Origin of the sequence: Microcoleus sp. D2_18a_D3 (assembly GCF_036702455.1) — a bacterium.
In the GTDB taxonomy this organism is placed as follows: Bacteria; Cyanobacteriota; Cyanobacteriia; order Cyanobacteriales; family Microcoleaceae; genus Microcoleus.
Map to the genome: position 1 here is coordinate 15,911 of NZ_JAUBTK010000064.1, position 14,867 is coordinate 30,777.

General features: G+C 44.5%; 8 protein-coding genes. 1 reads left to right on the forward strand and 7 read right to left on the reverse strand.

The genetic code is table 11. The annotated features are described in order from the left end of the window. Positions 1–135 precede the first annotated feature (135 nt). The 5 genes from QUB06_RS24625 to QUB06_RS24645 all read right to left on the reverse strand — a co-directional run bounded on the left by QUB06_RS24625 (position 136) and on the right by QUB06_RS24645 (position 10,245). On the reverse strand, positions 136–5,496 hold the full coding sequence (locus QUB06_RS24625) for a glycosyltransferase (protein ID WP_333437513.1): 5,361 nt from the start codon (positions 5,494–5,496) through the stop codon (positions 136–138). A 49-nt stretch (positions 5,497–5,545) separates the two neighbouring features. Next, complete coding sequence (locus tag QUB06_RS24630; protein ID WP_333437514.1) at positions 5,546–7,066, reverse strand: methyltransferase; 1,521 nt, start codon at positions 7,064–7,066, stop codon at positions 5,546–5,548. A 15-nt stretch (positions 7,067–7,081) separates the two neighbouring features. Continuing rightward, a complete protein-coding gene (locus QUB06_RS24635; protein WP_333437515.1) occupies positions 7,082–8,494 on the reverse strand; it encodes an ABC transporter ATP-binding protein in 1,413 nt (470 codons plus the stop codon). 178 nt (positions 8,495–8,672) lie between these two features. Continuing rightward, positions 8,673–9,524, reverse strand: coding sequence for an ABC transporter permease (locus QUB06_RS24640; protein WP_445251419.1), 852 nt, complete (start codon positions 9,522–9,524; stop codon positions 8,673–8,675). 181 nt (positions 9,525–9,705) lie between these two features. Further along, positions 9,706–10,245 (reverse strand): hypothetical protein, encoded by a 540-nt coding sequence (locus tag QUB06_RS24645; RefSeq protein WP_333437516.1) that lies wholly within the window; start codon positions 10,243–10,245, stop codon positions 9,706–9,708. 71 nt (positions 10,246–10,316) lie between these two features. Between QUB06_RS24645 and ruvB the strand changes: the two genes are divergently transcribed. Then, complete coding sequence (gene ruvB, locus QUB06_RS24650) at positions 10,317–11,405, forward strand: Holliday junction branch migration DNA helicase RuvB (protein ID WP_333437517.1); 1,089 nt, start codon at positions 10,317–10,319, stop codon at positions 11,403–11,405. Between the two features lie 205 nt (positions 11,406–11,610). Here the strand turns inward: ruvB and QUB06_RS24655 are convergent, their stop codons facing one another. Then, positions 11,611–12,942 carry a TAXI family TRAP transporter solute-binding subunit gene (locus QUB06_RS24655; protein ID WP_333437518.1) on the reverse strand — a complete coding sequence of 444 codons (1,332 nt, stop codon included), beginning with the start codon at positions 12,940–12,942 and terminating at the stop codon, positions 11,611–11,613. 565 nt (positions 12,943–13,507) lie between these two features. Then, the gene (locus tag QUB06_RS24660) at positions 13,508–14,839 is read right to left on the reverse strand and encodes a TAXI family TRAP transporter solute-binding subunit (protein WP_333437519.1); all 1,332 of its coding nucleotides are present in this window, start codon (positions 14,837–14,839) and stop codon (positions 13,508–13,510) included. Positions 14,840–14,867 lie beyond the last annotated feature (28 nt).

Sequence of the window (14,867 nt, forward strand, 5' to 3'; positions counted from 1 at the left end):
CAGTAACCCTGCTTCCCAATTGCGGCTGTTGGGTTACTCTCCCAGTAATTTTTAGCTGTTAATTCCTTGGAGGTGTTCTCTTCCCTGCTGATCGAAATTTGACGCCCTACTTTTTTACCAGTGAGTATTGAAGGATTACTTTTTAGGAGTAAAATAACCTTCTCTAAAAATTTGACCATAAGCTTGAGTCATTTCTGCAAAACTATTCAACGACTCTAACACATATTTAGCATTTTCTGCTAACCGTTGCCGCAAAGATTTATCTTCCAATAAACTATGCAGTGATGCCGCTAGTTCTTCTGGGCGATCGGGCGTGTAAAACAAACCGTTAATTCCCGGTCGCACTTGTTCTTTAATCCCAAAAACGGGCGTTGTAATAATTGGCAAATCGCAAGCCATCGCCTCCAAAATCACTCTTGGAAAACTTTCGACGCGAGAAGTGCAAACAAAAATATCAGCGGCTTTGTAATATTTTCCCGTCTCACCAGTTTCCGGGACTACTGTCACCCTTAGCCGCAACTCGGCTGGCAATTCCCCCACCAACTCGGCTAATTTATTGCTGTAAATACTCGGGCGATCGCCCACAAGAAAACACCTAATTGTATTGTGCCATTTCTCAGGCAAAAGTGAAAGTGCCTTAACTAAATCCTGCTGTCCTTTGCGTTCGCATACCGTTCCCAGCAGCAAAATGACCACATCTTCCGCTGCAACACCTAAAGTTTTTCTAGCCAATTCAGAATTCTCCGAATTTTCCAGTTTGCTCAAATCTAAGCCGTTGTGAATCACTGTAAAATTGTGGTGGCTGTTGAGAGGCAAATACCTGTCCCGCGTTGCATCTGCCACAAAAATAACTTTGTAAGGAAAGCGAAAACACTCTAAAGCTCTCGCCGCAATCTCCGAACCAAACCTGTTAAAATAAGTTTGCCAAGGTTCGCTTTCGTGGACGTTCCACACCGCCGGAATTCCGATTTGCCGTGCGGCATCAATTACAAAAAAGTTTTCTAAAGTATTGGCATAAATTGCATCTACTTTTAAACTGGCAATTTCTGTGCTAAAACTGCGGATGGCTTCATCATAAGCATCGCGCTGGTAGATGTGTTCGAGAGGATTGTCGCGCACAATTACTTCAATTCCCTGCTGTTCGTAAGCTTGACGCAGGGGCCCGTCTGTTACGCAAAGTACGATCGGCTTAATCACACCCTCAGCCGCTAATTTCACTGCAATTTCGTACTGATGCAGCGGCGCCCCCGTAAAATCCAGCGAATTGCTGCACATCAAAACTCTGATAGGATGAATCAAATTCTCTGCTTCTGCTATCAACAAACCAGAATCATTAAATTTTACTTCTTCCTTATCTATTACATCCGTTACATCCGTTACATCCGTTACAAAATCCGTTGCCGAACCTTCTTCCTTCATAAAAACCCGTCGAGGTTGAATATGAAAATACTCATCTTCTAAAGACAAGTGAGGACTGTAAAAACTGTCATCTTTGCCCGCATACTTACGCCTAAAAGCCGCCACTTCTTGAGGATTGTCGGTAAAACCCCTAGAAGTTCCCTCTTTGTGCAACAACTCCGCATCGGGACAATATACGCAGCGATAACCGCGTTCTAACAGTCGGTATCCGTAATCTGCATCATTGTAAGCAACAGCAAAATTCTCCTCATCAAAACCGCCCAATTCTAAGAACAATTGACGCGGAGTAATCATGCAAGCCGCTGTTACCGCAGAGTAATTTCGCGTCACCATCGCCTGAGAAAGATAGCCTCGATTTTCGCTGTTCATCAGCTTAAAAGCGTGACCCGCCAAACCGTGATGCAGCCCGTGAATTACGCCCGCGTGCTGAATTCTGCCGTCTGGATATAAAAGCCGCGCGCCGACTGCACCCACTGCGGAAATTTGAGCATATCCCACCATTTGACTCAGCCAGCGCGGGTTAATTACTTCAGTATCGTTGTTCAAAAACAACACATATTCGCTATCAACTTGTTCGGCCGCGCGGTTGTTAATTGCTGCAAAACTAAACTTGCCCCCAGGATTTTTTATCCTCAAAACTTGGCAATTTAATTGGTTTAAATATTCCAGAGTTTTAGGATCGTCGCTTTCGTTGTCGATAACGGCAACTTGAAAATTTTTGTATGTGGTATTTTCCAGAGAATCTAAACAGGCTTTGAGCAACTTAAGCTGATTTTTAGTAGGAATAATTACCGTTACTGATGGGCCGTTATCCGGGAACTCCTGGGCAAATATGCCCAGATTTTCTTTAACTGCCCATGCGTGCTGAGCGACATTGCCGTTAATTTTTCGGCGGTTTAGTGCGTCTTGAATGGCTTGTTGACCTGCGGCAAAGCTGGCGGGTTTCGCGGCCCCAGATATGGCTGTAGAACCGGGTGCGGTTCGCCAGTGATACAGCACTAGCGGCAGGTGCGCGACGTGGCGAGAAATTTCGGTTGCTCTTAAGGCAAAATCGTAATCTTGCGAGCCTTCCAAACCTATCCGCAAACCGCCTATTTGTTCAAAAATGTGTCTTCTGACAGCGCACAAATGACCGAGATACATATAGGAAAGCAGCAGTTCCGGCGACCATTCCGGTTTGAATTGCGGGGCGAATCGGCGACCTTTAGTGTCGATTTTGTCGTCGTCGGAATAGAGAAAATCGGTGGCTGGATGCGCTGCAAAATATAAGGCGACTTCGCCTAATGCGTCGGGAGTTAGTTCGTCGTCGTTGTCTAAAAACAGGATGATGTCGCCTGTTGCGAGGGCGGCTGCGCTGTTGGTTGCGGCACTGATGTTGCCGTTTTCTGTACGAAATGTGATGCGGATACGATCGTCCTTTTGGGCCCAGCTTTTCAAATTTTCAGCAACAGTAAATTCGGTGCTGCAATCATCGGCAATGCAGAGTTCCCAGTTTGGATAAACTTGATTGATTACGCTGTCGATCGCACTTTCGAGAAAATCTATCTGCGGGTTGTAAACTGGCATTACTACCGAAATTTTTGGCAGGGGTTCCTGGCAGGATTTTAACCGAGAAATCAAGTAATCGCGCGCGCGATCGTTCCACTGATTCACATCCAGCCAAGCGTCATACCTATCAATAGGTTGAGGCACCACAAAACCCGCAGGTGGCAGTAAATCCCCCGGCGCACTAAACTGTTTTTGCTGCCGATAAATCTTCCCCAACTGGCGGAGCACTTTCACAATTTCCCAGGGCAGAGGCAAAATTCTACCAAGACGCTGTTTTCTTTCCCTCGCCCGCTGCTGAATTGCGGCTGTAAACCTTGATAACTCCTCAAACTTATCTGCACTTCGCTGCCAGATATGGTAGCGCCGCACAGTCAATTTTTTCGGCGCTTGAAAAGACAAAATTTCCCCGGTTTCTAACTCAGCTTGCAGAGAAACGTGCCATTCCCCAGGCGGCAAATCGACAAGGGCCTCAAAACCGCTTTCCGAACTGTTAACCCAGTCTGGGAACACTTCGCCGACATCTTTTCGCCGTAAACCGTAGGCGCATTCTACAGAAGTATCGCCGCACAACAAGCTTAATTTAGCAATTTTGCGATCGTGGTGGCAGCACCAACCGGCAAATAAAATTTGACCCTGACGCTGTTCCCACACCACCGGTACATCTAACGATGCTTGAATCGTTGAAACTAACAACGGATAAGCTGCCAACAAATGCCATTTACCTCGATCGTCTTGCGCTTCCAGTAGCACTTCGTGCCGTCCCGCAGGCGCTTCCAATTGAATTGTAAAACCTGATTTCTGCGCCGCCGGAATATTAGAGTGTGCTAGCGCTATATCACTTCTATCTATGCCGTAAACGCCTGGGAAACTCTGGTCTTTAATTCTGGCGCGGACTGCTGTAGTCTCTCTTTTTTGGTTAAAAACCCAGCCCACAATTAGCAGGTTGGAATCACAAACTTGCCAAGTAGTGGGTCGATCTAACGAAAAAATAAATTTAGGGAACCAGTCGCGGATTTTGCGCTGAACTTCCCACAACTTTTCTCTCACTTGCCACCATATTGAAGACTTGATTATAGCAAGTTCGGTGCGAAAATTTTCATTTTCATGGCGGGAGTTTTCTAATTTTTCTTGAGTATCCTTTAATTTTTCCTGATTTTGACTTTGTGCGGTTTCTAACTGAAGTAACTCAGCTAACTTTTGCTGCAAGATAAATTCAGTCTCTTCAAATTGTACCTGAGTTTGCCCTAATTCTGCTTCTAATTCTAATACTTTCGCTAAAGCTGTTTGAAATTGCGATTCTTTGCCGGCAAGCTGTACCTGAGTTTGTCCTAATTCTGTTTCTAATCCGAGGAGTTTCGCTAACGCTTCTTGAAATTGCGATTCTTTGCCGGCAAGCTGTACCTGAGTTTCCCCTAATTCTGCTTCTAATTTTAAGACTTTTGTTAAAGCTTCTTGAAATTGCGATTCTTTGCCTGCAAGCTGTACCTGAGTTTGTCCTAATTCTGTTTCTAATCCGAGGAGTTTTGCTAAAGCTTCTTGAAAATTTGCTTCTTTGCCTGCAAGCTGTACTTGAGTTGCTCCTAATTCTGTCTCTAATCCCAACACTTTCGCCTGGGCCTGGTGAAATTGTTCTTGCCACTGTTTGAGTTCGGAAGAGCTAGTTTTTTGCTGTTTTTCCAGCAAGCGGATTTTTAGCCAATCTTCAAATGGCCAGACTGGAGAGGCTGGGAAATGAATAACTTGATCGATCGCATCTTTCGATTCGCTGCTCAGATTGCCAGCTTGGGTTTCCAAAAGTTCATAGAGTTCTAATGCTTCGGGAAAATATTTTTCTATTAAACTCGGTCTGTGACTTTTGACAATATCGTTGACTAATAAAGATTCTTCAAAATTGTCGCCCGGTATTGCACCTAAGTTAACATTAAATTTTTCGTTGACTCGATCGAGGAAAAGTTCAGGAGTGTTGCCGATGGGGTAAACGTTGGCTAGGAGACAGCGATGGGGGAAACGTTCGTAAAGTTCTAAAACTTTTTGATTGTAGTGAATCCACATTTTTACTGCCATTTCGGGATTTTGCAGCAAGCTGACATCTGTTCCCCGGCGGTAAAGGGAATCGACTACTTCCCAGGGCGATCGATAAACACAGATAAAATTAGGTTCGGGGAGCAAAGTCAGCCAAAAATCCCAAAAAAGGGCTGTTCGCGGGTCTTTCCAACCCCAATGTTTGTGAGGAAGTTGATTTTGGTCGATCGCGCGTTTGGCGATTTCCACGTATTCTGCTGCTACCGGAATCGTTTTTTCCAACGTACATCCGAGTTCATCAATACCGTGCGATCGCAACACACTTTTGTGAAACTCCACAAAATCAACATTCTCGAAATGACCTTTCACATTTCCGTCAGCCGGACCCACTAACTTTTTGCCAATATCAACCCCAACTTTCTGAAACAAAGAAGCTGTTAAAGACGTACCGGAACGGTGCATTCCGGTAACAATAAAAACCGATGGTTTGCTGTCATTTGTACTCACAATTTATCTCCCTTCTCCCTCGCCCTAATTCCCACACCAAATTTACTCGTTACTCTCCCGCTAAGCCCAGGGATTGCCTGACTTGAAACCACGCGCTTCTGAGCTTCCAGAACTTGCTGCTTTCCATTGCCAAAACCCGACACTTCGCTTGCTCTAGTTCTTCCTTGAGATTAATTAGCTGATTTTGTGTTTTATCCAACTGCGTTTGCACAGATACTAACTGCTTTTGAGTTTGCTCCAATTGCGTTTGAGCTGAAACTAATTGAGTTTGAGTTTCTTGCAAGTTTCTTTGATATTCTTCCAACTTTGTTTGAGTAATCATTAACTTATTTTGATTTTGCTCCCCTTCTGTCCTAGCCGACGCTAACTGAGTCTCAAGTAATTTGAGTTTGGTCTTAGTAGACCCCAATAAAGACTGCGATTGTCTTTGGTTAATCAGCGAGTTAACAGTGCAAGTTTCCAGAATCCATTCCCAACCATAGTTATTGATTGCTTTGACTATTAACACATCCTCCAGCGCCACAGTCTTTTTGGGTAAATAACAGCTCCAACCAGACTGCAAAGCCCCATCAGTTTCAAAATATCCAGCCACATCCGGGCGATCGTAAAAAGGCTCGCATCTCTGTACAACCTCGCCGTTTACCAGCACTTGCAGCTCCTCAATTCGACCGTCGAGATTCACATCAGCTACCCATCCTTCTAGATACAAATTCTCCTGATTCGTAAAAGCAGCAACATCAATATATCCTTCCGGGTGATGATTGAATTTCAACTCCGAAAAATGTTTAACTAGCTCCTTTGTGACAACATACAAATCCTGAAACCTGCATATCCCTTTTTTGATGCGGTGAACAAAAGCTTTGCCTCCGCTAACTCGCTCGACAGTTTCTCTTACAAACTTTTCAGTTACATAAGTTGTGCCGTATTCTTCCTTGTCTAAAGACTGACTTTCGCTGTTGGCGCTGAACAAAATACCGCTGGCAGGCATTTCTACATCAGGAGCCCGCAAACACTCATCGTGAACGCTAAACATCAAAACGCCATTAGGAGTCAACAAATCGTACAAATTTTGCAGCCAACTTGTAAAAGTTCTTTCCGGCATATGGCTGAAAAAAGAATTAGCCAGAATGCAGTCAAACTTGCGGTCAATTAAATAATTTTCTGGTTTTCCCGTTGAGACAATACCGTTGACCCCCAAGTATTCAGTTTGAAACTTAACCGCATTAGCATAAATATCAGAAACCCAAATTCGTTCCGGCGGTATTTCCTGAATCAAAAACCTGGTAAATCGACCGTAACCGCAGGCAAAATCTAGAAAAGAGGGTACATTTTCAAAACTGCCAAAATGCCATTCCACAACTTGTTTAACCGTATCCAAGATGCGACGCCCGATCGAATAATAGCGCACCCAAGCCCGCTCGCGATCGTCTTGGACGTTGTTCAAGCTGAACAAATACATTTCATCGTCTTCGCAGATATGCAGTTTAAAATTTTCGGGAAACTTAGCTTGATCTTGAATAAATGCTTTGATTACGGGATTTTCTACTAAATCTAAATTGATATCGTTCATTGTTTTTACAGAATTTTAGATAACCTCTGTTGACTGCTCTTTCACTAGAGTATCAGCATTAACAACAGTTAAACACGGTTCGATCAGCAAGTCAACGATACCGTTACCGCAGGACTCAGTACAAGACTGAACCCTAAACATCGCCACATCAACGCAGCGATCCAGATAAGTTAAATCTCCATCTACCGTTCCCACAACCCCAGCATTCAGAAAATAAACACCCGGATTCAGCAAACATTTAAAATTAAACTTCACTACAATTGTCGTTCCAGCTTCCACATACCTAACTGACTGAGTAGAAGCCTTCAAAGAAGCACCCGCCAACTCAAAACCGCTAATCGTTTTAATCAACATTCCAAACCTAACTTTGGAAGTTGACCGGGAGAAAGTGACAGAGTAAGTGTAAATATAATCTTGACGACCAAGCAAGTGATTTACCACATTTCCCTTCAGCGTCTCGATGTGGGGATTGATAATTTCCGCTCCGCGAGACGGATACCTTACCGTATTCGACGGTATCATCCCCGGATCGTAAAATTCCTCGTAATATTCCTTGGGTTTGGAGAGATGTTGAGCGGGTTTAACTTCCCTCTTTGTGCTTTCTAAATTAGCATCCTGAAGGTGGTCTTGACTTTCCTGTTTTGTCAGTTGGTTCAGAGCTCGAATATCTGACTTCAACCCCAAAACCTGATCCGGATCGGCATAAATCAGCTTTTGATACTTAGAAATTACCACTTTCGGCGTGTGAGCAAGCAGCAATTCACCGCTATCCATTAAAATCGCCGACGTACAAAGTTGCACCACAGAAGTAGCAGCGTGAGAAACAAATAAAATCGTTCCGCCACCTTCTTGAATGCTTTGCAAGCGGGCAAAACACTTGCGTTGAAAAGCTTCGTCCCCCACCGAAAGCGCCTCGTCAACCACCAAAATATCTGGCTCGACGCTAGTCGCAACGGCAAAAGCTAGTCTGACAAACATACCGCTAGAATAAGTTTTGACTGGCTGTTCGATGAAATCGCCAATATCAGCAAAAGCAGCTATATCGTCAAATTTTTCTTCAGTTTCTTTTTGATTAAATCCCAGTAACTGAGCGTTAAAAAACACATTTTGTCGCCCGGTAAATTCCGGGTTAAACCCGCTTCCGAGTTCCAACAAAGCGGAGACTCGCCCTTTAACATCCACGCTTCCTGTGGTAGGAGTCAGCGTCCCTACAATTATTTGCAGGAGAGTGCTTTTTCCTGAACCGTTGCGACCGACGATTCCCAGAGTTTGTCCTTGAGGAATTTCCAGATTGATGTCGTGTAGGGCCCAAAATTCGTCAGCCAGTTTTTTGCTGGGGTAAATAATTTCCTTTAAGCGGTCTCCTGGACGATCGTACCGCTTAAAGCATTTGGAAACATTTTTTAGTGAAATTACATTTTCTGTCATCCGATTTTAGATTTTAGATTTTAGATTTTAGATTTTAGATTGATATTATGTCCGCTCTCACTAAAAATAGATTTGTAGTCAGGACTTTAGTCCTCGGATTTTTATGAGGAGTAAAGTCCTCACTACAAACCTTTATTGGGATTTTAGATTTTAGATTGACTGTATATCTCAAACAAATTTACAGCACGTCAGCAAAAGCGGGACGCAAACGCCGGTAAACCGCCAAACCTCCACAAAATATAACAGCAGAAATCAGCGTGGCGACACCCCATTCGCCCCAATGCTTAACTTCTCCAAGCAGTATGAGGTCTCGATAAACCTCCGAGATGGCGGCCATTGGATTTAGCCAAAATACCCACCCTCGCCACTCTTGGGGGATGATTGATGCTGGGTAGACGATCGGCGTCAAATAAAACCAAAAATTTAGAATAACACCTAATGTCTGAGGAATGTCTCGCAAAAATACAGTCAAGCCCGCTGTCAAATATCCCAAACCAGCAGTTATCAGCAACTGAGGCACCCACACCAGCGGCAGTAAGCATAAAGTAGCGTTGAGCTTTTGCGACGATACTGCTACTATCACAATCAAAGCTGCTAAACCCAGAGAACTTTCAAGAAAAGCTGTAAAAATCGGCACTAGGGGCAGCAAACCGAGGGGAAATACCACTTTTTTCACTAAATTCGGCTGTCCCACCACCGATACTGCCGACTTGATCAAACCGCTGGTGAAGGCAGTCCAAGGCAGCAAACCTGCAAACAACCAGACTCCAAATGTAATGTCGCTGTTTTCTGGGAAGCCTGCGAGGCTTAGCTTTACCTTGAGGACGATCGAAAATACATAAGTGTAAATCACCAATTGCGATAGCTGATTCAGCAGCGGCCACAAATTGCCCAGAATCGAGCCTTTGTATTGAGATTCCAAGTCCCGGCGCACCAAGGTTGCCAGCAGATTCAGCTTCGCCCACCGGCGGGACGTACTTGCGGGCAGCCTGCCGCGCACCCTTCGGGCCTTTTGGGCAACTCCTTTCACCGTTCTCAGCAATTTTTTCGCCCTCGTTCACTCGCTTCACACCTAAATCAACTCAAGCTACAATTGTGCAGCTTTTGCTAAACCGCAATTATTCCACAGCCCCGCCGCTTTGATCAAGGATCTGCCACCCTGGCTTGGGCTTCTTCCTTCTTTCTTCTTTCCCCTTCCTTCGGAGGTTATTTTAGCCGATCGCCGATCGAACTGCTGAACCGAGCGCTAGTTTTTGCTCGTCGTCGTAGCCCCACCGCTGGAAAAATTTTTCATACTCGCCGTTGCCACTGTGCAAACTTTCTAGCATTTGCGACCCTATAGTTTGACACGCTGGCATTTGCAGCATTTGAATTAAATTGCGCGATCGCTCCTGCACTCTAGCAGAATCGGCCGCCATTTCCTCCTTTTGCTGGCGCGAATGATGTACAACCATTGCCGCCGACATCGCCAAATTTTTCACCAGCAGTTCTGCTACGATCTCAGGAGCCGATCGCAGCGCCTCGACTACTCCGGGTGACGGGTGATCTGCCTCCGGTCGATCGTCCGTTAGATAGGTGACAAAAAAACCCCTAGCACCGTTCTGTGTTTTCACCAGAGATGTAACAGCTTGCTGGATGTCGGCTTGTAAAAGTCGATCGGCCTCCATGAACGACAGTAAAGATTGAGTCAGCTCGATCGCCCCCTCAAAAGTTATGCTTTCCGATGCTAATAAAGAAGATGGAATACTCATAACGAACTCAATAATTTTAAAGATTCTGCTAACAATTGTAAACACTTCCCGCTGCCCGAACGCAGATAAATATGGCTATTATATCCTCCAAACAACAGCCCCCCGATCCAAATCTACCTGAAGACATAGCCCCTGCCCGTCGCAAAAAAGCCGCCAAACCCCAGGCGGAATCTCTGGTAGAAGCGCAAGAACTACCCGACGAAATCAATAGCAAACAAGACGACAAAATCCGACCCCAGCGGTTAGCTGAATACATCGGGCAAAAAGACTTGAGAGAAGTTTTGGCGATCGCAATTGCAGCAGCCAAATCTCGCGGCGAACCTATGGATCACCTGTTATTATACGGGCCTCCAGGGTTGGGAAAAACCACAATGTCGCTAATTTTAGCAGCAGAAATGGAAGTTGAATGCAAAATCACCACCGCCCCAGCTTTAGAAAAACCGCGAGATATTGTCGGATTGCTGATCAACCTCAAAGCAGGCGACGTGCTGTTTATCGACGAAATTCACCGCTTATCTAAAGTTACAGAAGAAATCCTCTATCCGGCGATGGAAGACTGCCGCTTAGATATTACGATCGGTCAAGGAAAAAGCGCCAAAATCCGCAGCATTCCCCTGAAACCCTTTACCTTAGTAGGCGCAACTACAAAAGTCGGATCGCTGACATCTCCATTGCGCGATCGCTTCGGCTTAATCCAAAGATTGCGCTACTACGAAATAGACGAACTTAGTCTAATTGTCCAACGAACCGCCCAAGTTCTCGACACTCAAATAACCCCAGAAGGAGCCACAGAAATTGCCCGCCGAGCTCGCGGAACCCCCCGCATCGCTAACCGTTTGCTGCGGCGAGTTAGAGACTACAGCGAAGTCAAAAACTTAAAGCCAATTGATGCCGAAGTGGCCTCACTCGCCCTGGAATTATTCAACGTCGATCCGCTAGGTTTAGATTGGACAGATCGGCGGATTTTGACAGCAATGATTGAGAACTTTAACGGCGGCCCAGTGGGCTTAGAAACCCTCGCAGCTTCTACAGGAGAAGACACTCAAACCATTGAGGATGTATACGAACCCTACTTAATGCAAATCGGATTTTTGCAGCGGACAAATCGCGGGAGAATGGTAACGGTTGCTGCTAGAAAACACTTGAATTTTATTGAATAAAAAATGGGATCTGGGCATTGGTTATTGGTCATCCATTATTGGAGCCACTCCTAAATAACTAATAACTAATGACTTATAACTCCTCTTATAAATTAAGTAGGGTACGCTAGGCGTACCTTACCGCTATAAGTAGTGTGAAACCTGTTTTTGCGCCCAGGAATGAACTCATAACCAATAACCAATAACTAATAACTGCTAATGTAAATTATTTTTCCATCTTTTTGACATCCGTAAAATCAGCTTTTAAATCATGGGAAGCCAGCGACCAATTACGCAAGACTTTTTCTCGCTCAGCCGTAATTTTTAGAGCTGTTTCCCAAGTAAAAGTAAAAGAATGAAAAGAATCCGCATCAATTCTATCTTCATCCAAATCCACAATAACTTGCTTAAAAATCTCAAATAACTCTTCTTGCAACCGATCTATTTCCTCAAAAGTTCCGGCTTGGCGGCTTCTTTGAATCAAATTTAGAATAATCAAATTAAACTTGTCAGCTCGATTTTTTTGTTGCTGCAAAAAGCGCGCTCGCAACTGCAAAATCCAAGAAGCAAAAAGAGTAACAAACGAAAAAGACAAACCGATAACATTGGAATTTGCTGCTATAAAATCCGGCTTTTCGCGATCGTAATAAGCCTGAGCGCCCTCATGTACGGGCAAAGCCAAACCGCCGCTTTCCGACGGCTGACTAATCATGGCTGCCAAAGAATTAGCAGCCACCAAATTGCGGCGGTACTCGAACAAAATCCGCGTAATTTCCTTAACTATTTCCGGATCGACATCCTGACGAACCAACAGAGTAGCCTGCACCTCAACGCTAGGCAAATCCACATCGGGTACTGCTGGAGCGCCCTTGTAAGTACCCTTAGGAATCAAGTTAGCTTCCAGATAAGGCAACTTAATTTTCATCGCCGCCGCTTGGTCGATGGGCACCAACTTTCCCTGCGTATTTTGCAGCAAATCGCTAACCAAATCGTTCCCCAGAGGTAGCACCCGAAAAATAGCATCAACCTCGCCGCTAGCAAACAACTTAGTAGCCTCAGTCCAAGAGCCAGCAGTATACTGAAAATCGCTTGCTTTCAAACCGTAATGTTTGCTGACAAACCAAAAAGAACTATAAGAACCGCTGCCTTGAGCCATCAGCGCAATATGTTTTCCTTTTAAATCAGAAACACTTTGAATTCCCGACTGTTCCGAAACAATTAAATGAAAAACTTCCTTATACAAAGAAGCAATTACCCGCGCTTGGGGCACAGCAGCCGTATCGTTCTGGACAATAGCTAACTGAGCCTCATTTGCCTCAAGCCGGCGCATATTTTCCTCAGAGCCTTGAGTCTCAACAACTTTAATCCGCAGGCGCGGATTTTGTTGAATAACTACCTCAGCAATTCCTTGTCCGAAAGGATAATAAAAGCCTGTCTTGGTTCCCGTCGCCAACGTTAATTCATAAACTCGCTGCTTGTCTTGGTGCAGATTCCACCCAAAAGCTCCAATCAAGACAACACTTAATAGAGCAATGGGAAACAGAAATTTATTTTGCATAGAGGTTGAGACTCGATCGTTAGAATGGCAAAATCAAAAGTATTATCGATGAAAATGAAAATAGGACTCGGAAAATTCGATGCGCCCGATTGTGGAGGAGCCAATAGCCAATTCCCTGTTTTGTCGATGCTTTTAGCCCCCATCCGATGGGGGATTTCCCCTAGGGGATTTTAGATTAAGATTACCACTCAATCTAAAATCTACAATCTAAAATCTACAATTGTCCGATGCTTTTAGGCCCAATGCCCAATTCCCAGTTCCCAATTCCCAATTCCCAATTTCCAATTCCCATGTTACTATAGCAATCCTCGCATCATTTGCATAATTCTTGTAGGGGCAATCCCACGCCCGGTTGCCCGATAGATAGCGGGTAGGCAAAGAAAGGCACTACCCCTACAAATTTATCTGAATCATTTAGGATTGCTATAATGACTTATAACTCCTCTTATCAATTACGTAGGGTACGCTAGGCGTACCTTACCGCTATAAGTAGAGTGAAATCACTTTTTGCGTCCAGGAATGAACTAATAACCAATAACCAATAGCTAATAACTGCTAATCTCAATTATTTTTCCATATTTTTCACAGGAGTCAAATCAGCTTTTAAATCATGGGAAACCAGCGACAAATTCCGCAAGGCTTTTTCCCGATCGGTCGCAATTTTAAGAGCTGTTTCCCAAGTAAAAGTAAAAGAATGAAAAGAATCCGCATCAATTCTATCTTGATCCAAATCCTCCATAACTTGCTTAAAAATCTCAAATAACTCTTCTTGCAACCGATCTATTTCCTCAAAAGTTCCGGCTTGGCGGCTTCTTTGAATCAAATTTAGAATAATCAAATTAAACTTGTCAGCTCGATTTTTTTGTGTCTGCAAAAAGCGCGCTCGCAACTGCAAAAGCCAAGAAACAAAAAGAGTAACAAACGAAAAAGACAAACCGATAACATTGGAATTTGCTGCAAAAAAATGCGGCTTTTCGCGATCGTAATAAGCCTGAGCGCCCTCATGTATTGGTATAGCAAAACTACCGCTTCCGGACGGCTGACTAATCATGGTCGCCAAAGAATCAGCAGCCACCAAATTGCGGCGGCGCTCGAACAAAATCTGCGTAATTTCCTTAACTATTTCCGGATCGACATCCTGACGAACCAACAGAGTAGCCTCCACCCCAACGGTAGGCAAATCTACATCTGGTACTGCCGGCTCGCCCTTGTAAGTACCCTTAGGAATCAAGTCAGCTTCCAGATAAGGCCGCTTAATTTTTATCGCCGCCGCTTGGTCGATGGGCACCAACTTCCCCGGCGTATTTTGCAGCAAATCGCTAACCCAATCGCTCCCCAGAGGTTGCACCCGAAAAATAGCATCAACCTCGCCGCTAGCAAACAACTTAGTAGCCTCAGTCCAAGAGCCAGGAGTAGACTTAAAATCGCTTGGTTTCAAACCGTAATGTTTGCTGATCAACCAAAAAGAACTGTAAGAAGGGTTGTTTTTATCCATCAGCGCAATATGTTTTCCTTTTAAATCAGAAACGCTTTGAATTCCCGACTGTTCCGAAACAATTAAATGAAAAACTTGCTTATACAAAGAAGCAATTACCCGCGCTTGGGGCACTGTCACCGTATCGTTCTGGACAATAGCTAACTGCACCTCATTTGCCTCAAGCCGGCGCATATTTTCGTTAGTGCCTTGATTCTCAACAACTTTAATCCGCAGGCGCGGATTTTGTTGCATAACTACCTCAGCAATTGCTTGTCCGAAAGGATAAGAATGGCCTGTCTTGCTTCCCGTCGCTATGGTTAATTCATGGACTCGCTGCTTGTCTTGGTGCAGAGTCCAGCCAAAAACTCCAATCAGGACAACGCTTACTAGAGCAACGGGAAGCAGAAATTTATTTTGCATAGAGGTTGAGACTCGATCGTTAGAATGG

Coding starts and splice junctions, on each gene's coding strand:
- QUB06_RS24660 (WP_333437519.1), bottom strand. CDS start 14,839: ATGCAAAATAAATTTCTGCTTCCCGTTGCTCTAGTAAGCGTTGTCCTG.
- ruvB (WP_333437517.1), top strand. CDS start 10,317: ATGGCTATTATATCCTCCAAACAACAGCCCCCCGATCCAAATCTACCT.
- QUB06_RS24635 (WP_333437515.1), bottom strand. CDS start 8,494: ATGACAGAAAATGTAATTTCACTAAAAAATGTTTCCAAATGCTTTAAG.
- QUB06_RS24645 (WP_333437516.1), bottom strand. CDS start 10,245: ATGAGTATTCCATCTTCTTTATTAGCATCGGAAAGCATAACTTTTGAG.
- QUB06_RS24655 (WP_333437518.1), bottom strand. CDS start 12,942: ATGCAAAATAAATTTCTGTTTCCCATTGCTCTATTAAGTGTTGTCTTG.
- QUB06_RS24630 (WP_333437514.1), bottom strand. CDS start 7,066: ATGAACGATATCAATTTAGATTTAGTAGAAAATCCCGTAATCAAAGCA.